The sequence below is a fragment of the Actinoplanes sp. NBRC 103695 genome, assembly GCF_030269485.1.
GTDB lineage: Bacteria > Actinomycetota > Actinomycetes > Mycobacteriales > Micromonosporaceae > Actinoplanes.
In genome coordinates, this window is sequence record NZ_BSTL01000023.1 from 65,115 (window position 1) to 84,177 (window position 19,063).

Annotated in this window: 18 protein-coding genes; 6 read left to right on the top strand and 12 right to left on the bottom strand. The window is 72.3% G+C overall.

Going from position 1 to position 19,063, the window contains the following annotated elements:
• Positions 1–99 precede the first annotated feature (99 nt).
• The 4 genes from QSK31_RS34600 to QSK31_RS34615 are packed head-to-tail and all read right to left on the bottom strand — an operon-like array spanning position 100 to position 5,398.
• Positions 100–828: a hypothetical protein gene (locus QSK31_RS34600; RefSeq protein ID WP_285688834.1), complete on the bottom strand. Its 729-nt coding sequence runs from the start codon at positions 826–828 to the stop codon at positions 100–102.
• A gap of 21 nt (positions 829–849) precedes the next feature.
• The gene (locus tag QSK31_RS34605) at positions 850–3,420 is read right to left on the bottom strand and encodes an FtsK/SpoIIIE domain-containing protein (protein ID WP_285688835.1); all 2,571 of its coding nucleotides are present in this window, start codon (positions 3,418–3,420) and stop codon (positions 850–852) included.
• Positions 3,421–3,457: 37 nt separating this feature from the next.
• Positions 3,458–4,807: a hypothetical protein gene (locus QSK31_RS34610; RefSeq protein ID WP_285688836.1), complete on the bottom strand. Its 1,350-nt coding sequence runs from the start codon at positions 4,805–4,807 to the stop codon at positions 3,458–3,460.
• 12 nt (positions 4,808–4,819) lie between these two features.
• Positions 4,820–5,398 carry a DUF4126 domain-containing protein gene (locus QSK31_RS34615; RefSeq protein WP_285688837.1) on the bottom strand — a complete coding sequence of 193 codons (579 nt, stop codon included), beginning with the start codon at positions 5,396–5,398 and terminating at the stop codon, positions 4,820–4,822.
• A gap of 56 nt (positions 5,399–5,454) precedes the next feature.
• Here QSK31_RS34615 and nucS point away from each other — a divergent pair, with 56 nt between their 5' ends.
• Positions 5,455–6,114 (top strand): endonuclease NucS, encoded by a 660-nt coding sequence (nucS, locus tag QSK31_RS34620; RefSeq protein WP_285688838.1) that lies wholly within the window; start codon positions 5,455–5,457, stop codon positions 6,112–6,114.
• 161 nt (positions 6,115–6,275) lie between these two features.
• Positions 6,276–6,407, top strand: a complete 132-nt coding sequence (locus QSK31_RS34625) for a hypothetical protein (protein WP_285688839.1) — start codon at positions 6,276–6,278, stop codon at positions 6,405–6,407.
• 80 nt (positions 6,408–6,487) lie between these two features.
• On the opposite strand, the gene QSK31_RS34630 is transcribed toward QSK31_RS34625, so the two are convergent.
• Genes QSK31_RS34630 through QSK31_RS34640 form a run of 3 tightly spaced genes read right to left on the bottom strand, consistent with a single transcriptional unit; the run spans position 6,488 to position 10,124 of the window.
• A complete protein-coding gene (locus QSK31_RS34630) occupies positions 6,488–7,975 on the bottom strand; it encodes a DUF6297 family protein (RefSeq protein WP_285688840.1) in 1,488 nt (495 codons plus the stop codon).
• On the bottom strand, positions 7,972–8,607 hold the full coding sequence (locus QSK31_RS34635; protein ID WP_285688841.1) for an ABC transporter ATP-binding protein: 636 nt from the start codon (positions 8,605–8,607) through the stop codon (positions 7,972–7,974). Before QSK31_RS34635 ends, QSK31_RS34630 begins: the two co-directional genes overlap by 4 nt.
• 23 nt (positions 8,608–8,630) lie before the next feature.
• Positions 8,631–10,124 (bottom strand): aldehyde dehydrogenase family protein, encoded by a 1,494-nt coding sequence (locus QSK31_RS34640; protein WP_285688842.1) that lies wholly within the window; start codon positions 10,122–10,124, stop codon positions 8,631–8,633.
• A gap of 38 nt (positions 10,125–10,162) precedes the next feature.
• Between QSK31_RS34640 and QSK31_RS34645 the strand changes: the two genes are divergently transcribed.
• Both QSK31_RS34645 and QSK31_RS34650 read left to right on the top strand, forming a co-directional pair.
• On the top strand, positions 10,163–10,498 hold the full coding sequence (locus QSK31_RS34645) for an Rv1322 family protein (RefSeq protein ID WP_285688843.1): 336 nt from the start codon (positions 10,163–10,165) through the stop codon (positions 10,496–10,498).
• A gap of 4 nt (positions 10,499–10,502) precedes the next feature.
• A complete protein-coding gene (locus tag QSK31_RS34650; RefSeq protein WP_285688845.1) occupies positions 10,503–11,297 on the top strand; it encodes an alpha/beta hydrolase in 795 nt (264 codons plus the stop codon).
• 15 nt (positions 11,298–11,312) lie between these two features.
• Here QSK31_RS34650 and QSK31_RS34655 read toward each other — a convergent pair whose 3' ends face one another.
• The 4 genes from QSK31_RS34655 to mce form a co-directional block, all read right to left on the bottom strand.
• Positions 11,313–12,461: an AI-2E family transporter gene (locus QSK31_RS34655; RefSeq protein WP_285688847.1), complete on the bottom strand. Its 1,149-nt coding sequence runs from the start codon at positions 12,459–12,461 to the stop codon at positions 11,313–11,315.
• 19 nt (positions 12,462–12,480) lie between these two features.
• A complete protein-coding gene (locus QSK31_RS34660) occupies positions 12,481–13,956 on the bottom strand; it encodes a coiled-coil domain-containing protein (RefSeq protein WP_285688848.1) in 1,476 nt (491 codons plus the stop codon).
• 232 nt (positions 13,957–14,188) lie between these two features.
• A complete protein-coding gene (locus QSK31_RS34665; RefSeq protein WP_285688850.1) occupies positions 14,189–15,499 on the bottom strand; it encodes a DivIVA domain-containing protein in 1,311 nt (436 codons plus the stop codon).
• A gap of 258 nt (positions 15,500–15,757) precedes the next feature.
• On the bottom strand, positions 15,758–16,192 hold the full coding sequence (mce, locus tag QSK31_RS34670; protein ID WP_285688851.1) for a methylmalonyl-CoA epimerase: 435 nt from the start codon (positions 16,190–16,192) through the stop codon (positions 15,758–15,760).
• A gap of 47 nt (positions 16,193–16,239) precedes the next feature.
• Here mce and QSK31_RS34675 point away from each other — a divergent pair, with 47 nt between their 5' ends.
• On the top strand, positions 16,240–17,418 hold the full coding sequence (locus QSK31_RS34675) for an acetyl-CoA C-acetyltransferase (protein ID WP_285688852.1): 1,179 nt from the start codon (positions 16,240–16,242) through the stop codon (positions 17,416–17,418).
• On the top strand, positions 17,415–18,362 hold the full coding sequence (gene meaB / locus QSK31_RS34680; RefSeq protein ID WP_285688853.1) for a methylmalonyl Co-A mutase-associated GTPase MeaB: 948 nt from the start codon (positions 17,415–17,417) through the stop codon (positions 18,360–18,362). The genes QSK31_RS34675 and meaB overlap by 4 nt, the downstream gene beginning before the upstream one ends.
• On the opposite strand, the gene QSK31_RS34685 is transcribed toward meaB, so the two are convergent.
• The gene (locus tag QSK31_RS34685; RefSeq protein ID WP_285688854.1) at positions 18,345–18,941 is read right to left on the bottom strand and encodes a PadR family transcriptional regulator; all 597 of its coding nucleotides are present in this window, start codon (positions 18,939–18,941) and stop codon (positions 18,345–18,347) included. The two genes, meaB and QSK31_RS34685, sit on opposite strands and share 18 nt — an antisense overlap.
• Positions 18,942–19,063: the final 122 nt, after the last annotated feature.

The following is a 19,063-nucleotide window of genomic DNA, read 5'->3' on the forward strand; positions in this document are numbered from 1 at the left end:
CCAGAGCCCCGCGTCAGTCCGCTTACCCAGCGACGCCAAACTCCCACCAGGCGCCGGACCGCCAACCTCTCCCCGCGCGAAGAAGGGCGGAGAGGCGGGTCAGCCGGCGGCGAAGGAGAGGGAGAGCAGGGCCGCGGCGATCATGCCGCCGAGCAGGGTCAGGCCGATGCCGCCGATGTCGAGGCGTGCCTGCAGGCGGCGGTGGGCGAACAGCGCCGCCACCGGCACGCCGGCGGACGGGGCGGCCAGGAAGCACAGCCAGCCGGCGCCGCGGATCGCCTCGCTGTCCAGGAGGCCGGACTCGCCCATCGTGACCAGGCCGGCGGCGAGCAGGCCGGTCGCGCCGGCGATCAGGGCGCCCAGCAGCGGGAGCAGGGGCAGCGTCCAGCGGGGGATCGGGCGGCGCAGGGGCGCGCGTACCGTGTCGTCGATCCTCGCGGCAGCGCGGTCGAGCAGAGCGCGCGCCGAATCGCGGGGTTGCTGGGTCTCGTCGGTCGGCTGGCGTTGCAGGGCGACCCGCGGCAGCGACTCCACAGCGGACGGCTCCGGCATCTCGCCCAGCGCGCGCACCCGCACGCCGCGTGCCCGGCGCAGCTGATCCCAGAGCCGGGCCGCCTCCCGGTCCACGTCCAGCACCTGCGCCGCGGACGCCGCCGCCCACCGGTCCGCCGAGGCCGCCTCGCCCTCGGCGCGGGCCAGCTCGCCGGCCGCCCGCGCGGTGCTGTCCTGGTACGCCTGGTCGGCGCCGTCCAGTTCGGCCTCGCGGCGCCGGGCGATGTCGGCCAGCGCGTTCATCATCAGCTGGTAGTCGCGGTCACGTGGGGTCACGGTTCACCTCGTACGGAAAGATCACGGCTGGTCACGGTTCACCTCGTACGGGACGATCACTTCGGGCACGCGGTGCACGGAACGGTCGAAGAACAGCGCCCGGCGGCTGCGCGGGTACCACGCCGGGCCGCCCGGCACCGGGCACAGCGGACCCAGGTCGGCTCCTTGCACGTCCAGCGCGACCCAGGCGCCGATCGCGTCCAGGCGCGCGCCCGGTCCGCCGAGGTCGTCGCGCAGCCGGGCCACCGACCGCCACCAGCCGAGCACGTGGGTCCGCTCGGACGGGCCGTCGGCGAGCATCCGGCGCAGCCGATCCTTGTGGCCGGGCACCGCGTCCAGCGCGTACCCCAGGATGTAGTGCGGGATCTCGTCGGGGATCACCTCGAAGAGCTGTGCGAGGTCGGACTCGTCGTACCAGTCGGCCTCGGGAAGTTCGGCGACCAGCCGGGCCGCCGCGTGCTGCGCTTCGGGCAGCGTGCACACCACGCTGAAGTGCGCGGGGCCCTGCGCGGCCAGCGACAGAGCCGCCGCGGCGAGGATGTCGCAGGCCTCGCCGACGCGGGTGCCGAGCACCGCCAGGTTGCGTCCGGGCATCCGGCCGAGCCGCAGCCGGGCCGGGCGGGCCGCCACGTCGATCCGTTCGCCGAGGACGGCGCCCGGAGAGGATCCGCTCTCGGTCATCCGGAAGACGGGCAGCCGCGGCACGGCGTCGCCGTCGAAGAGCCGCGGCGGTTCGCAGCCGTCGGGGCGGGACCGCCACAGGCGGCGCTGGAGCGTACGCCAGGAAACCCGGTCCGACGCGTCCGGGAGCCGCACGATCTGGTTGGCCCCCGCGACGCCGGAATCGGTGTTGACCACCGCGTGGAAACGCGGGATGACCGCCGCGGCCAGGTTGTTCTCGGCGAGGATCCGGCGTGCCTTGGGCAGCGCGATCCGCAGCGTGAACTGGCTGATCAGCCCGGCCCGCCCCCACAGTGCTTCGATGCCGGACACGTCCTGGCTGGCCAGCACCAGATGGATGCCCTGCGAGCGGCCCCGCCGGGCCAGATCCTCGAGCAGCGTGACCGCCTCGTCGGCGACCGCGTCCCGGCCGGACAGCAGCACCTGGAACTCGTCGATCACCGCGACGATCCGCGGCCACTGCCCGCCCGGATCCTCGGCCCGCAGCTCGGCCAGCTTGGTCGCCTCGTGCCGCTTGGCCGCCTGCGCGCGGTTGCGCAGTTCGTCGCCCAGGTGCCGGAGCAGCGCCAGGCCGAACTCGCGGTCGTTGTTGACGTTGATGCCGGCCAGCCGTACGTGCGGAAGCCAGCTCTCGTCGCGCGGACCCGGCGTGAACCGGGCGAACGACACGCCCTCCTTGAAGTCGAGCAGGTAGAGGGCGAGTTCCGACGGGTCGTACCGGGCACACAGCGAGCCCAGCCAGGCGTAGAGCAGGTTGGTCTTGCCGGAGCCGGACGGCCCGCCGATCAGCGCGTGCGGCGGGTCGTCGCCGAGCGGCACCTCGATCAGCGCGCCGTCCGGGCCGTAGCCGATCGGCGCGACCAGGCCACGCGCCGACGATGTGGCCCAGATCTTCTCCGGTTCCAGGTCGGCGAGCCGGGCCGGCGGCGGTCCCTCGCGCAGACGTTCGGCGACGCCGCGGCAGAACGCCCTGACGCGCTCGGCCGGTGGCGGCGGGTCGAGGCGGATGGGCAGGTCGCCGGTGGTGTCGGTGGTGGCCGTCCCGTCGCGTACGACGATCCGCTCGGCGCCGTCGACGGTGGCTCCGCGGATGATCAGGTGGACGCCGCACGCGACGCCGGCCCGGAGGATGCGATCCAGCTGTGCCCGCTGCGCCGGGGCGATCTCGGCGTCGAACAGCAGCACCACCACGCGCCACGGCTCCGGGCGCGGCCCGACGGTCGCCGCGGTCAGCTCGGCCAGCGACTCGAACTCGCCGGCCAGCACCGTCTCGTTCACCCGGCAGATGTGTTCGACCAGCTCGTCGAGCATCGGGCCCAGCCCGCCCGGCCCGACGAAGGTCAGCCCGAGCGGCGCGAACGCGGCCAGCGTCCCGCCCAGCCGCTCCGGGTCGTAGACGGTGAGCCGCACGTCGCCCGGCCGGGTGGTGCCGAGCGCCCGCAGCAGCACCCCGGAGATCACCCCGTCGACCGCGATCCGGTCGTCGCCGCTCACGTGCAGATGCGCCGCGTCCAGCAGCGGGACCAGGCCGGGCATGGTGGTGTGCTCGAAGGAGAGGGTGCCGATGCGCAGCAGTCCGGGGCGGCCGCCACGTTCGGGTTCGGTCGGCGACCACATCCGCCAGGACGAGCCGGCGGCGCCGGGCGCGCACAGGGCGGCCAGGGAGCCGACGCTGCCGGCCAGTGCGTTCGACTCGGCACGGAACCGGCGTTCGATGTCCTCCCGGGCGGCGTCCCGCGCCTCGGCCAGCTGGTTCAGGCAGGTCGCGTACGCGTCCCGGACCAGTCGCCGGCGTCGTTGCGCCTCGGCTCGTGCGGACTCGGCCGCCGCCAGTACCGCGCGCGCGGTCCCGCGGGCCTCGGCAAGCTCGTGCCGGACCGCTTCGACCAGCGCAATGCGGTGGCTACCCACGCGGAGATATTAGCCACTTTCGTCCCCAATGACCGGTTTACGTGCTGCGTGTCGGTGGCGCCGCCAGCGTCCCGGCCCGCGTGAGCCAGCGAGGATCCGTACGCATCAGCTCGCCCCACAGCCGGTCCGCCACCAACGCCGCGCCCTCCCGCTGCCACTGCCGCAGCGACCGGCGGGGTACATAGCGGCGGAACCACTCCAGCGCCCGGCGTGAATCCCGGTCCAGGCCGTCGGTCAGCGGCTTGCGGTCGTACGGCCGCAGACCCACCACACAGCAGTACTGCAGCGCGTTGTAATGCCGCCACTCCTCGGTCGTCCCGAACAGCCCGTCCGGCTTCAGCCGCGCGACGCTCTCCTGCAGCACCGCCCGCAGCTGCAGCGCCCGGGCCATCGGCTTCTCCGCGTTCTCCCCGGTCAGCCGCCGGTCCACGGTCGGCAGGTCGATCAGCGGGCTGCGCAGCAGACGGGCCAGGTCGCCGAAGTTGTCCAGCGCCTGCACCGTCAACCGGCGGAACTCGTCCTCGTCGACCTTCAGCAGCGTGTGCCGTTCCCGCCGGCGCGGCAGGGCCTCGCTGAGCAGCGCCAGCGCCTGCCGGTCCTGGCGGAGACGGTCGTCGTGCGGGAAGGCGATCCGGTCCAGGAAGCGGCGCACCGGGCCGATCACACCGGCGTACGCCATGACCACCGCGACCACCCCGAACTGCAGAACGGCGACCAGCCGCCGCTCCGGCGCCGCCAGCATGCTCAGCGTGGCCAGCCCGCCCACCAGCAGGGCACCCACCGCCGCGCCGGCCGCCGACCGGCGCAGATCCGGCCACAGCCGCTCCCCGGCGTCCGCCGCGTCAGCGACCGCCACCAGGTAGGCCAGCACGGCCAGGTTCAGGCCCGCCGCCGCGAGCACCAGTTCCGGGGCGCCCAGATCGATCGGCACCAGCAACGCCACCAGCGTCAGCGCGTACAGCACCGCGACCACGGTCACCGCCGCCGGGAGCACCGCCGGGCGTACCCGGTCGCGGAACCGCCAGAGCAGCACCAGCCCGCCGACCATCGGCGCCACCGCCACCAGCCGGGCCGCGCCGGGCACCGCGATCACCGCGGCCAGGAACAGCGTGGAGATCACCAGCCAGCCCCGGTCCAGCTGGGTCCGCTCCGGCAACTCGTCCGGCAGCAGCCCGATCGCCACGCCGGCCCACAGCAGGGCCGGGACGCAGAGGAACACCTCGGCCAGGACGCCGGCCGGCGCGACGGTCCAGGCGGCGACCCCGATCGCGTACGCCACCAGCGCCGCCGCCGCCCGCCACAGCAGTGGCCGCCGCGGATCCCGGCCGATCAGGTAGCTCGCCAGCCAGCAGGCCAGGGCGAAGACGGGTACGGCGACTGGGGGCACGACGTCAGTCAATCAAACGCGCGCGCGGCGTCTTCTGAAGACCCAGATGGTGGAAGAAATCAGCAGCACGAAGGCGAGCAGGACGAGGATGGGAAGCAGGATGGCCAGGATCGACAGCACGATGCTGGACACGTCCTCGGCTGTGCTGGCCACCGGCGCCCCGACACCGGCGGTGCTCGCGTTGATGACCGGCCGGGACGCGGCCTTCACCCCGTGCACGCCCAGGGCGATGATGATGCCGGCCGCGACCGGCACCCACTGGTGCGACGAAAAGAACGACCCCGGGTCGCTCACCGTCACCGTCTCCGACGCCGATCCGGCCCCGAACGCCAGCCCGCCCGCCGTCGGCCGCACCACCGTCTGCACGATGTCGTTGACGTGGTCCACGACCGGCACCTTGTCGGCGACCACCTCGACCGCCAGCAGCACCGCCAGGATCCCGATCACCCAGCCGTCCGACAGCCACTGCCACCCCGACGGCAGGTTGATCAGGTCGGTGTACCGAGCCATCAGGCCCATCGTGAGCAGCGGGATATAGGCATTGAGCCCGGAGGATGCGGCCAGCCCGGCCCCGGTGAGCGCTTCGAACACACCCTCAGGATGGCACCGCCGCGCTCGTGCCGCGCGGCGGTCGCTACCCTCTTCGGGTGCGCCTGGTGATCGCGAAGTGCTCCGTGGACTATGTCGGCCGCCTCTCCGCCCATCTGCCGTCGGCGATCCGGCTGGTGATGGTCAAGGCGGACGGCTCGGTGTCGATCCACGCCGACGACCGTGCGTACAAGCCGCTGAACTGGATGAGCCCGCCCTGCAAGCTGCAGGAGGCGCCCGGGGTGTGGAAGGTCGTGAACAAGGCCGGCGAGGAGCTGAGGATCACCCTCGAGGAGATCTTCCAGGACACGTCGTACGAGCTGGGCATCGATCCCGGCCTGGTCAAGGACGGTGTGGAGGCCCACCTCCAGGAGCTGCTGGCCGCCCACCCCGAGACGTTCGGCGAGGGCTACACCCTGGTCCGCCGCGAGTTCATGACCGCCATCGGCCCGGTCGACCTCCTCTGCCGCGACGCGTCCGGCGGCGCGGTGGCCGTCGAGGTGAAGCGCCGAGGCGAGATCGACGGCGTCGAGCAGCTGACCCGCTACCTCGAGCTGATGAACCGCGACCCGCTCCTCACCCCCGTCGCCGGCATCTTCGCCGCGCAGGAGATCAAGCCTCAGGCCCGCGTCCTGGCCACCGACCGAGGCATCCGCTGCGTGGCCGTCGACTACGACAAGCTGCGCGGCATGGAACGCGACGAACTCACGCTCTTCTAGAACGAGATCAAGAGCTTTCTGTCGCATCGGTTCAGCTGAGGCTGAGTTTCCGCGGTGCCTACGCCGTCATTCATCTGCTCGAGTTCGATGACGTCACGGGCTACTCCGCGAGTTCTCTGCTCCGGGGCGACGGGATCCTCCCTCCGGAAGGCGGTGTCGTCGTGACGGTCATGGAGGATTTCACGGAGTTCACCGGCGACTTCGTCATGAGTGTCGATAGGGCTTGGGGCGTTGTGCGCGCATTCGTCCAAAAGCCGGAGATCGCCGGACTGGGCGAGTGGCATCGCCTCTGACGCCCAGGCTGCACCGAACCGCACCGCGCTGAGCGGGCCGAGCCGCGCCGAGCGGGGTGGCCGCGCCGCGGCGGCGTCGGTCAGGTGGGCTTGGCCAGCTCGACGCGCTCGGGGTCGGTCGTGCCGGCCAGGTAGGCGCGGCCCCCGAGCAGGCCGAACGCCAGCTGCGTGGCCACGCCCAGCCAGGTCAAGGGGGTGCCGGTGGCGATCAGGACGATCGCGGGCAGCCCGAGCAGCAGGGCGTCGTAGCCGATCACCGAGGCCAGGGCGGGGCCGGTCGAGATCGAACCCATCGGGGTGTCGATCGGGAGGAGGGCGTTGTTCACGAAGCCCACGCGGGCGCGGCGGACCGCGGCTATCGCGCCGACCGGGCCGAGGGCCAGGCCGAGTGCCCACCACGGGCCGGGCGGGAGGGCGACGAGCAACTCGAGCCAGGTCAGGGCGAGCGCGCCCCACGCCGCGGCCAGGACGGCGGGGATCAGGAGGCGCTGGGTGATCGCGCGGCGGGAGTTCAGGGCCAGCATGCGCAGCAGGACGGGGTTGGCGGCGTCGGTGCGGGTGTTTCCGGCGGTGGTGCCGGCGGCCAGCAGGGTGCCGACCAGGACCGCGGGGCCGAGCAGCCACACCGGAGCGTGGGTGAGGAGCGCGGGCAGGGCGCTGGCCAGCAGGAGCCAGAGGAGGCGGCGGGGGCGGCGGAGTGCCAGGCGCAGGTCCTGGGCGGCCAGCACCGGGAGCCGCGAGTTCAGAGCGGCCGAGCGTAACTTGCGGTGGGTCCAGTAGCGGCGTTCGACCATGTCGGCGACCCAGGACGGTTCCACGCCGAAGGCCGAGTCGGCGAGGGTGCCCGCGGTGCGTGAGGCGTCGAGGATGCGGTCGTCGGGGGTTCGGGTGAGGCCGCGTACGGCCAGAACGAAGAACAGCCCGGCGACCAGCGCGAAGGCACCCGTGGCCGTGACCAGCGTCGCGGCGGGAGGCCACCCGGAGAGCCGCGGCGCCCCGACGGCCGCGTCCACCACCAGGCCGGCCAGGCCGGCGGCCAGGAGCAGGGAGACGACGGCGTCCAGCAGGACGGCCCAGCGGCCGCCGGACTGGGCGGCGACCGTGACCAGCAGGACGCCCACCCCGACGAGGGCTCCGGTGAGGACAAGCGTGACGGGCACCGGTCGGGGGCCGGCGCGGCCGAGCAGCGCCAGGGTGGCCACCGCGGACGTCAGCGCGGCGAAGGCGGTCGTCGTGGCGAAGGACGGCCACAGCAGGCGGCGACGGCTGATCGGGGCGGTGAGCAGCCACGACGCGGCAGGGCGGCTGATCGCGAGCGGGCCGAGGCGGCCCAGGGCGAGGTACAGCCCGCCCGCGACGACCGTGATCAGGGCGGCGCCGGCCAGGGCGGAGGTGTCGGGGTCGGCGGGCCAGACCAGGGCGTGCAGGCGGTTCCAGAACATGCTGCCGACGACCAGCACGAACAGGATGACGAAGTAGAACGTGCCGAAGCGTTCGCCGCGCTCGAGATGGGCCACCTGGGCCCTGCGGATCCAGCGGCGGAGCGGGGCGACGGCGACGGTCGTCAAGAGAGCGACTCCATCGTGGTGATCTCGGTGCCGGAGGACGAGGCGAACGCGTCGTCGTGGCTCGCCATCAGGATCGAGCCGCCGGTCTTCAGGTACTCGGCCAGCAGGTCGGCGACCAGGGCCCGGCCGTCGCGGTCGAGGCGCTGCTCGGGCTCGTCCAGGATGAGCAGCGAACTGGGGCGCAGCAGGGCCAGGGCGAGCGTGAGCCGCTGTTTCTGGCCGGACGACAGGGACGCGGGGATGGCGTCGCGATGGCCGGCCAGGCCGAACTGGTCGAGGGCGTCGTCGATGCCGGCCGCGGACGGGTCCTGGCCGTGGGCGCGGCAGACCAGCTCGGCGTGTTCGCGGGCGGTCAGGCCGGGATACCAGGTGGGCGGCTCCACCGTGGTGACCACGGCGCGCCAGAAGTCCGGAGTGGAGCCGGCGCGGCCGCCGAAGACGCGGATCTCGCCGTCGTCGGGACGCTGCAGGCCGGCCACGCAGCGCAGCAGGGTCGACTTGCCGATGCCGTTCTCGCCGGTGACGCAGACGCCGGCGCCGGACGGGACCAGCAGGCGGACGCCGCTCAGGACCGGGGTGGAGCCGTAGCCGACCACCAGGTCGTCGACCTGGACCGCGGGATGATCCGTCACCTCGGGAACGCTAGCAGCGCCGATCACCGCTTACGGGCGTACAGCATCTTGACGGTCTTGATCAGCCGTTGGACCTGTGCGGGGGTGCGCTCGAAGGTCATCGCTGGGATGAGGGAGGGGCCACGCCGGACGGACACCGCCTTGGCGCGGGCGAACTCGCGGAGGCCGTCGTCGCCGTGGATGCGGCCGAAGCCGGAGTCGCCGACCCCACCGAACGGCAGGTTGGCGTTGCCGACGAAGGCGAGTGCCGAGTTCACCGCCACCATGCCGGAGCGCATCCGGCGGGCGATGCGAATCGCGTTCGCCTTGCCGAAGACGCTGCCGCCCAGTCCGTACGGAACAGCGTTGGCCTTGGTCACCGCCTCGTCGGCGTCGGCGACCTTGGTGATCGTCAAGGTCGGGCCGAACGTCTCCTCGCGTACGGCGGCGGAGTCCTCGGGCACGTCCACCAGCACGGTCGGCGACACGTACGGCGCCTGCACCGATTCCCGCCCGCCGAGCACCGCCTCGCCGCCCCGGTCGAGCGCGTCGTCGATGTGCCGCTTGATGACGTCCAGCTGCCTGGGCATCGTGATCGGCCCGATCTCGTGCCCGGTACGCAGCTTGCCCGCCTTCTCCACGACCGCCGCGACGAAGGCGTCGTAGACGGGCGCCACCGCGTACACCCGCTCGATGCCGATGCACGTCTGCCCGGCGTTGGTCATGCCGCCCCAGACAGCCGCCTCGGCCGCCGCGGCGATGTCCGCGTCCGCGTCGACGATCATCGCGTCCTTGCCGCCCGCCTCGATGATCACCGGGGTGAGTGTCTCGGCGCACGCGGCCATGACCTTCTTGCCGGTCGCCGTGGAGCCGGTGAACGCCACCTTGTTCACCCCGGCCCGGCACAGGAAGCCGCCGACCTCGCCCAGCCCGTGCACCGCCTGGAAGACCGGCTGCTCGGGCACCACCTCGGCGAACGTGTCGACCAGCCACTGGCCGACCACCGGCGTGTACTCGCTGGGCTTGAAGACCACGGCGTTGCCGGCCGCGAGGGCGCCGGAGATGGAACCGACCGGGGTGAGGATCGGATAGTTCCACGGGCCGATCACGCCGACCACCCCATACGGCTGATATTCCAGATGGCCGCTGTGCTCCAGCACCATGACGCGGCTGCGCACCTTGCGCGGCCCGAGCACCCGCCGCGCGTTGCGGGCCGCCCAGTCGATGTGCTCGATCGCCGCGGTGGCCTCGACGACCGCGTCGGCGGCCGGTTTGCCGCCCTCGAGCTCGGTCAGCTCGCCGAGCTCCTCGATCCGGTCGGCGAGCACGGCACGCCACGCGAGCAGGCGTTCCTTGCGTCCGTCGAAGCCGAGCCCGGCCCACCACGCCGCCGCGGTGCGGGCCGCGGCCACCGCCTCGGTCACGGCGGCCTCGTCGGCCACCGGGACTCGGCCGGCCTCGTCGCCGCTGGCCGGGTTCGTCGAGATGAGCAGGCCGTCTTCGAGTGCCGGGAGGCCCGGCGTACGCGTCGCCGTCATGAATGTGAGCTTAGTTCGCGCACGTACGCTTGGTACCCATGAGCCCGCGACGAAATCGCCCGCGGCGGCCCGCCGCGTCCGAGCCGCCGGCCGAGGAGCACGTCCGGCGTGGCATCGAGGGCGTTCAGCAGTACCAGGACGGCGAGTGGATGGTCCGGTCCATCTTCGGCGGCGCGGCCACCAAGAGCTACCTGTGCCCGGGTTGCATGCAGCAGATCCGGCCGGGTGTGGCGCACGTCGTCGCCTGGCCGGCCGACGAGCGCGGCGACGCCGGGGACCGCCGGCACTGGCACACCGGCTGCTGGCGGGCCCGTGACCGGCGGAGTCCCGGGGTGGAGCGGTCGCGCAACGCGCCCCGCTATGGGCGAGGATGATCGTGTGAGTGCACCCATCCGCGCGAACAGCGTGCTGCCCGCCGAGCGCGAGGACATCGAGCTCGAGACCGCCGACGGCCTGACCCTGGTCGGCGAGCTGGCGCTGCCGCTGGACCGCCCGCCCACGGCCACCTTGGTCTGTCTGCATCCGCTGCCGACGCACGGCGGGATGATGGACAGCCACGTGTTCCGCAAGGCCGCCTGGCGACTGCCGGCTTTGGCCGGGGTCGCGGTTCTCCGGTTCAACACCAGGGGTACGAGCAGTGTGCGCGGCACGAGCGAGGGCTCCTTCGACAACGGGCGCGGCGAGCGGTTCGACGTGGCCGCGGCGATCGAGTTCGCCGAGTTCCACGACCTGCCCAACGTCTGGCTGCTGGGCTGGTCGTTCGGCACCGACCTGACGCTGATGCACGGACTGGATCCGTCGGTGTCCGGCGCGATCCTGCTGTCGCCGCCGCTGCGCTTCTCCGAGCCCGCCCACCTGGACGCTTGGGCCGCCGACGGCAAGCCGCTGATCGCACTGGTCCCGGAGCTGGACGACTATCTGCGCCCGGCCGAGGCGACCGAGCGTTTCAGCGTGGTGCCGCAGGCCGAGGTGATCGGCGTGCCCGGCGCCAAGCACCTGTGGGTGGGCGACGCCGAGACCGTGCTGGACGAGGTGGTCCGCCGGGTCGCTCCGGGTGTGCCGACCCCGCTGCCGGCCACGTGGGACGGCCCGATGGAGACCGGCGACATGAACGCCTACGCCAACCGGACCGTGGCCGCCTTCGCCGACAAGCCGGTGCCGCAACCGGAGTGAACCGTCAGTAGGGGCTCAGCGCCGCTCGGCCGCGGGGAGCACGACCTCGCGGCCGATCAGCTGGATCGCGGCCACCATCGGGATCGCCGCGAGCGCGCCGATCACCCCGAAGAGTGCCGCGCCGACCAGCGCCGCCACCACCGCGGCCACGTCGCTGACCTCGACCGAGCGGCGCATCACGCGCGGGTAGATGACGTAGTTCTCCAGCTGCTGGTAGAGCAGGAAGAACCCGGCGCAGACCAGCCCGGCGGTGAGCGAGTGGGCGAGCCCGACCAGGCTGACCACGACCGCGCCGAGCGTCGCGCCGATCTGCGGGATGAGGTCCAGCACCGCGACCACCACGGCCAGGGCGAAGGGGTACGCCAGCCCGAGGATCAGCACCAGGATCCAGGTGCTGACGCCGGCCAGCACCGCGATCATGACCGCGCCGACCATGTACGCGCCGACCTTGGTGAGGATCTCGTCGGTGAGCAGCGTCACCCGCTCGCGGCGGGTGGCCGGGACCATCCGGAACGTGCCCTTCTTGATCCGCTCGAACGCGGCCATGAAGTAGATCGTCAGGACCAGCACGGTCAGGACGTTGAAGATGGTCCCGAAGATCAGCCCGGCGGCGCCCGCGATGCCGCCCAGCGTGTTGCCGACCGTGCTGGCGCTGATCGCGCTCTGCGCCTTGTTCAGCAGGTCGTACCGCTCGACCAGGTCGTTGATCGTGGCGTTGGTGCGCAGGCTGTCGATGTAGCCGGGAATGTTGTTGATCAGTTCACCGGTCTGGGTGACCAGCGGCGGCACCAGCGCGACCAGGGCGCCGGCGAGCACGACCAGCCCGAGCAGGGCGACGATGGCGACCGCCCCGCCGCGCGGGACACCCCATCGGTGGATCCGGCTGACCGCCGGGTTGAGCCCGATGGCCAGGAACATCGCCACGAAGATCAGGACCAGGATCGAGGTGGCGTTGCGGATGCCCATGAAGGCGGCGTACGCCAGCAGCACCCCGATGGCGCCGATGAAGCCGATCAGGAACGGGTTGCGCCGGTCGAGCGGCGGCCCCGGCGTGCCGAAGCGGGGCCGCTCCTCCTCGACTGTCGGCTCGGCTTCCGGTTTTGCTTCCGAAGTGGAAGGAGCGGACGGAGTGGACGGTTCGGGCTTGGTCTCGTCGGCCGTCACCGGGAGCCTCCAGGGAGCGTCAGTCGGCGTCCGCCCCGACCTTAGCGGACGGCGGAACCGTCACCTTAGCGGAAGCTGTGATCTTCCCAGGTGCAGGCGCGGCGTCGGGCTTCTCGACGGACTTGTCGACCGAGGCCGGCTTCTCCACGGGCGCTGTCGTGACGACCGGCTTCTCCACCGGGGCCGACGCGACGACAGGCGGGGGCGCGGGGTCGGGCTCGTCGTCGTCGTCGTCCTCGTGGAGGGAGCCGGTGGGCGATGCCGCCGCGGCCATGACCGCGGCGGCGGCCAGCTCGGCCACCCGCTTCGCCTCCCGCTGCACCTGGCGGCGTACGTCGGCGGCGTGCCGCTCGGCGGCCTCACCGGCGCGCTTGGCGTCGGCCACCCGCTTGAGCTCGGCCTCCAGCTGTTTCTGCACCTCGGTGAGCCGCTGCTGCACCCGCTCGGTCTCGCGCTCGGCGGCCTGTGCCCGCTCGGCGGCCTCGGTGGCCAGCTGCTCGGCCTCGGTGACCTTGGCCCGTGCGGTGGTCAGGTCGGCGGTCGACTTGGCCAGCTGCTCCTGCTGCGCCTCGATGTCCTTGCGGACCTTGGTGGCCTGCTCGTCGGACTTGCGGAGCACGTCCTCGGCGTACTTGTCGGCCTCGCTGCGCAGGTCGGCGCACTGTTTCTCGACGCCGGTCCGCAGCTGACTGAGCTCCTGCACCACGGTCTGCCGGCGCTGGACGAGCTCGTGCTCGAGCGAGGCCTTGAGCTCGCCGCGCTCCCGCTCGGCGGCGGTCCGCTGGGCGGCCACCTCCATCGCGGCCTTCTCCCGCTGGGCCTTGACCTCCTGGTCGGCCTGCATGCGGGTGGACTTGGCGTAGCCGTCGGCCTCGCTGCGGGCGCGCTGCGCCTCGGCTGTGGCCGTCTCGTTGAACTGCGCCGCCTCGGCTCGCGCCCGGCTCAGCGTCGACTCCGCCTCGGCGCGCATCTGCTCGGCGGCCTGCCGGCTGGCGGCCACCGCCTTCTCCGCGGCGGCGCGACGGGCGGCGTCGGCCTTCTCCGCCTCGGCGCGGCGGGCGGCCAGCGCGATCTCGAAGTCGCGGATGCCGTCCTGCGCGTGCGCCTCGGCCTCGGCCCGGATGCGCTCGGCCTCGGCGAGGCGGGCGGCGATGTCCTCGGTCGCCGAGTTCTTGATGTCGGCCGCCACCTCCTCGGCGGTGGCCAGGATCTGCTCCACCTTGGGGCCAAGGTGCCGGAAGGACACCTCGGCGCCGACACCGCTGTTGCGGCGTGCCTGGGTGAGCTCCTGCCCGAGCCGGTCGACCTGCGCGGCCATCGCCTGGATCTGCTGATAGGCCTGTTCGCGCTCGGTCGACAGTGCCGCTATCTCGTTCTCGGCGCGTGCGACGTAGCGCTCGACCTGCTTCTTCTCGTAACCCCGCAGGGCGGTCTCGAAGCTGGGCTCGGAGGCCGCATCCCCACCGAGACCGAAGATTTCACCGCCGTGCGACATGCTGTCCATCCTCACATACGCAACGTCCGTTGATGTGCCGATACACACCGGCTTGGGCGGAAGGTGCGTCTGGTAGTGATTTTGTCAGATACGCCGGGCACGCAAGCGATCGGGCCGCACCGGAGGAATCTCCGATACGGCCCGCATCGTTGTCATACCACTCAACCACCGTCGCGCACTGGCGCAAGGTGTGCAACTGCTGAATGCCGTTGAACACCGTTGGGGGCGCGCCTCAGGAGGTCGTCTTGGCGGCCACCGGCTTGTCGCCGGCGTCGTCCTTCTCGCCGGTCCGCTGGGCCGGAGCCTCCGCCTTGTCGGCGGTCGCGGTCTTGGTCGCCTGCTCGACCGCCGCCTTGGCCGCGGCGCCCACCGAGGGCACCAGGCCGGACAGGCCGGAGAGCATCTGACCGAGCTGGTTGGTGACCGCGTCCTTCTGACGGGTCAGGTCCTCGACCTCGCGGCGGGCGGCCTGAGTGGTCAGCTCGGACTCGGTGCGAGCCTCGCTGAGCAGCCGGTTCGCCTCGGCGCGGGCCTCGGTGACCGTCTTGTCGGAGAGGGCTCGCGCCTTCTCCACGGTCTCGTTGGCGTGCCGGTCGGTCTCGAGCCGGCGCTGCTCGGCGCGTTGCTCGATCTCCTTGGCGCGGTCCTCGGCGGCGCGGGCCCGCTCCTCGGCCTCGGCCACCATCTTCTGCGTGGCGCTGATCTGGGCGGCGTGCCGCTCGGACTCCTCGCGCTCCGCCTTCTCCCGGCGCTCGGCGACCTCGAGGGCCAGGGCCTGGAGATCCTTGTCACGCTTGTCGCGGGCGTCGGACAGCATCTTGGTCGCCTCGGCGCGCTTCTCCTCGGCCTCGCGGCCGGCCTTGGCGCGGAGCTGGGTGATCTCCCGCTCGGCGGTCGCCCGGTGCGCGTTGACCTCACGCTCGACGGTCGACTTCAGCTCGGCGACCTCGTGCGCGGTGACCGTACGCAGCTGCTTGGTCTCGCGGTCGGCGTCGGACCGCAGGGTGTCGGCCTCGCGGCGCGCCTGCACCCGGGTCTCGGCCGACTCGCGCTCGGCGGAGGTGCGCACCTGACCGGCCTCGCGCTCGGCGGTCGCCTTCATCGCGGCGGCCTCGGCGCGTGCCTTGTCGGTGATCTCGCGGGCCTCGAGGCGGGCCGCGGAGAGAATGCCCTCAGACTCCCGCTTCGCCTCGTTCCGGTGGTCGTTGGCCTGTTCCTCGGCCAGCCGCAGGATCTGCTCGACCCGGGTGCCCAACCCGGAGAGCGTCGGACGGTTGTTCTCCTCCAGCTGTTTGTTGCTGTCGGCGAGTTTCTGCTCGAGCGCGTTCAGACGCTGCTCGGCCTGGCGCAATCGGCGCTGCGCGTCGTTCATCCGCTGTTCGGCCTCGCCGCGGGCCTGCTCGGACTGGTTCAGCGCGGCGACCAGCCGGCCGAGGTGAGCATCGACCTGGCCACGGTCGTATCCACGCAGGACAACCGTGAAGTCGTGCTGTGAGTTCGCTGACTCGAAGAATGCGAGATTCTGGTCCTGCTGCTGGGGCATTGCGCCATCCTTGCGAACCGCCCTAAGGCATGCAAGGGGGAGGGGCCCTAAGAAATAGCCCCCTAAGATCAGCTTCGTTCGCCGGTCGAGGGGGTTCGCCCACCGTTCGGCCGGGCGGGCCCGGGCCGGGCGTTCAGCCCCTCACCTGCTGTGTCACGGTTTGACCGCGGATCATCCCATCGGTGCGGCCGACCATGTCGACGATCCTGCCAGGCCAGGCCGCTGCCGTGGGGAGGTTTCACCCGTGTGGCGTACAAATCAGGCAGGCTGCACCAATTCCACCAGCACGCCGCCGGCATCCTTGGGGTGCACGAAGTTGATCAGTGAGCCGCCGGTACCGCGCCGGGGGTTGTCATAGAGCAACCGTAGTCCGCGCGCCCGCAGGGCCTCGCTGCTGGCCCGCACGTCACGCACGGTGTATGCCAATTGCTGCAATCCCGGGCCGCTGCGATCGAGGAACCTGGCGATCGCCGAGTCCGGCCGCGCGGGCGCCAGAAGTTGCAGGCGCGGCCCGTCCGGATCGTCGCCGACGGCCAGCATCGCCTCGCGTACGCCCTGCTCCTCGTTGGTCTCCTGATGGACGCAGCGCAGGCCGAACGTCTCGGCGTAGAACGCCACAGCCTCGTCCAAGTCGGGCACCGCTACGCCGACGTGGTCGATGCGCGACAATCCGACGAGGGGAAGATCAGCCATACCGGATAGTGTGTCACCCTAACCATCGTTCAGTCGGCGGAGGCTCAGTGAGCACCTCGGTTATCGTCAGCGGCGCACGTACCCCCATGGGTCGTCTTCTCGGCAACCTCAAGAACGTGCCGGCCACCACGCTCGGCGGCCATGCCATCAAGGGCGCGCTGGAACGCGGCGGCGTGCGGCCCGATCAGGTGCAGTACGTGATCATGGGCCAGGTGCTGCAGGCCGGCGCCGGCCAGATCAGCGCGCGGCAGGCGGCCGTGGCGGCGGGCATCCCGATGACCACGCCCGCGCTGACCGTCAACAAGGTGTGCCTCTCCGGCCTCGACGCCATCGCGCTGGCCGACCAGCTGATCCGGGCCGGCGAGTTCGACATCGTGGTGGCCGGCGGCATGGAGTCCATGACCGGCGCGCCGCACCTGCTGATGAACCACCGCCAGGGCAGCAAGTACGGCGACGTCCTGGTCCGCGACCACATGGCGGTCGACGGCCTGATGGACCCGTGGGACGGCGTCTCGATGGGCGAGTCCACCGAGAGCAGCGGCGCCGCGCTCGGCATCACCCGGGCCGAGCAGGACGCCTTCGCCGCGCTCAGCCACCAGCGTGCCGCCGCCGCCCAGCGCGAGGGCCGGTTCGCCGAGGAGATCGTGCCGATCCGGGCCGGGCTGCGCGAGACCGACACGGTCGTGGACACCGACGAGGGCGTCCGCCCCGACGCCACCGCCGAGAGCCTGGGCAAGCTGCGTCCCGCCTTCCGCCCCGACGGCACGATCACGGCGGGCAGCGCGTCCCCGATCTCCGACGGTGCCGCAGCGGTCGTCGTGATGAGCCGGGCCAAGGCCGAGGAACTGGGCCTGACCTGGCTGGCCGAGATCCGGGCGCACGGCAACGTGGCCGGTCCCGACTCGTCGCTGCAGTCCCAGCCGGCCAACGCCATCAAGCACGCCCTGGGCAAGGCCGGGCTGACCGTCGCCGACCTCGACCTGATCGAGATGAACGAGGCGTTCGCCCAGGTGGTGCTCCAGTCGATGCGCGAGCTCAAGGTCGACGAGGACCGGGTGAACGTGAACGGCGGCGCGATCGCGCTGGGTCACCCGATCGGCATGTCCGGGGCCCGGCTGGTGGTGACACTGGCGTACGAGCTGCGCCGGCGCGGTGGCGGGCTGGGCGCGGCGGCGCTGTGTGGCGGCGGCGGCCAGGGCGACGCGCTGCTGATCTCCGTTCCGTGAGTCTCTCCGTCGAGGAACTGGTCGCACGGGCGCGTGACGGCGACGCCAGATCCGTCGCGCGCATGATCAGCCTCGTCGAGAACGGCGCGCCCTCGCTGCCTCTGCTCGCGGCGACGCTGGCCCCCTACGCCGGCTCGGCGCAGGTCGTCGGGCTCACCGGCTCGCCGGGTGTGGGCAAGTCGACGACCACCAACGAGCTGATCCGCTCGTTGCGGGCCCTGGACAAGAAGGTCGGCGTGCTCGCGGTCGACCCGGCCAGCCCGTTCACCGGCGGCGCCATCCTCGGCGACCGGATCCGGATGCAGGAGCACACCGCCGACCCGGGCGTCTACATCCGTTCGATGTCCACCCGGGGCCAGCTCGGCGGGCTCTCCGCGGCCACGCCCCAGGCGGTCCGCGTGCTCGAGGGCGCCGGATGCGACGTGATTCTGGTCGAGACGGTCGGCGTCGGCCAGGCGGAGGTCGAGGTCGCCGCGCTGGCCGACACCACGCTGGTGCTGCTCGCGCCCGGGATGGGCGACGCGATCCAGGCGGTGAAGGCGGGCATCCTGGAGATCGCCGACGTCTTCGTGATCAACAAGGCGGACCGGCCGGGCGCGGACAACACCTACCGCGACATCCAGGGGATGCTGGCGCTGGGCGAGCGGGCCGCGGGCGAGTGGCGGCCACAGGTGGTGCGCGCGGTGGCGGTCAAGCGCGAGGGCATCGACGACATCCTGGCGGCGGTGGACAAGCATCGCCAGTGGCTCGTCGACTCCGGCTCGCTCACCGGCAAGCGCGAGAAGCGGGCCGCCGTCGAGGTCGAGGCGATCGCGCTGGGCACGCTGCGTGCGCGGATGGGTTCATTTCGCGGGGGTACGCCGTTGAGCGCGCTCGCCTCCCGCGTCGCGGCGGGGGAACTCGATCCGTACGCGGCGGCCGACGAGCTACTGAAAACGCTTTAGCGTCTCGGCGATCAGCGTCGCGTCCCAGACCAGCCGTCCCTCGGCCAGGTCGGCGATCAGGTCCCGCAGCCAGGCGACCTCGGCGCGCAGCATGGCGGCCCGGTACTCGTCCTCGATCAGGAAGAGCCGCGGCAGGCCGGGGGGTGCCTGCGCCTCGATGTCGGCCAGCCGCCGCTCCTGCTCGACGGCCCGCTCGGTCAGCAGGTCACGGGCGTCGGCCGGGGCCAGGATCGCCAGGAAGGCCAGCGCGATCGGGAACTCGGGGAACTCCCGGGCCGGAGCCGCGAGCCGGGCGGTCACCCAGCGGCGCAGCTCGTCCCGCCCGCCCGCGGTGATGTCGTACGTGGTGCGTTCCGGCCGCCCGCCGTCCCGCGCGGTGCCCGCCGGCCGGGCCAGACCGTCCCGCACCAGCCGGTCGAGCGCCTGGTAGACGCTGTTGCGCTGGGCCACGTTGACCAGTTGGTCCTGCCCGCGCTCCTTGATCATCTGCTGCATCCGGTAGGGGTGCATCGACTCCTCGAGCAGCAGGGCGAGCAGCACCATCGCCAGCGGCGAGTGCCGCACCACCCGGTCAGCCATGCCCAGAGCCTAAGTCCTGTCTCGTGGATCACCCAGGGCTGCGGTGGGGCCCAGAGCGCGCCTGACAGCGCCCGAAAACCGCCCAAATACAACACCGGTATTCGGGCGGTTTTCGGTCGTTG

Bases quoted from the DNA above. Each gene is read 5' to 3' on its own strand.
- QSK31_RS34640 (WP_285688842.1), bottom strand. From the start codon at position 10,124: ATGACGGCGACGCGTACGCCGGGCCTCCCGGCACTCGAAGACGGCCTG.
- QSK31_RS34645 (WP_285688843.1), top strand. From the start codon at position 10,163: ATGAGCCCGCGACGAAATCGCCCGCGGCGGCCCGCCGCGTCCGAGCCG.
- QSK31_RS34660 (WP_285688848.1), bottom strand. From the start codon at position 13,956: ATGTCGCACGGCGGTGAAATCTTCGGTCTCGGTGGGGATGCGGCCTCC.
- QSK31_RS34665 (WP_285688850.1), bottom strand. From the start codon at position 15,499: ATGCCCCAGCAGCAGGACCAGAATCTCGCATTCTTCGAGTCAGCGAAC.
- mce (WP_285688851.1), bottom strand. From the start codon at position 16,192: ATGGCTGATCTTCCCCTCGTCGGATTGTCGCGCATCGACCACGTCGGC.
- QSK31_RS34685 (WP_285688854.1), bottom strand. From the start codon at position 18,941: ATGGCTGACCGGGTGGTGCGGCACTCGCCGCTGGCGATGGTGCTGCTC.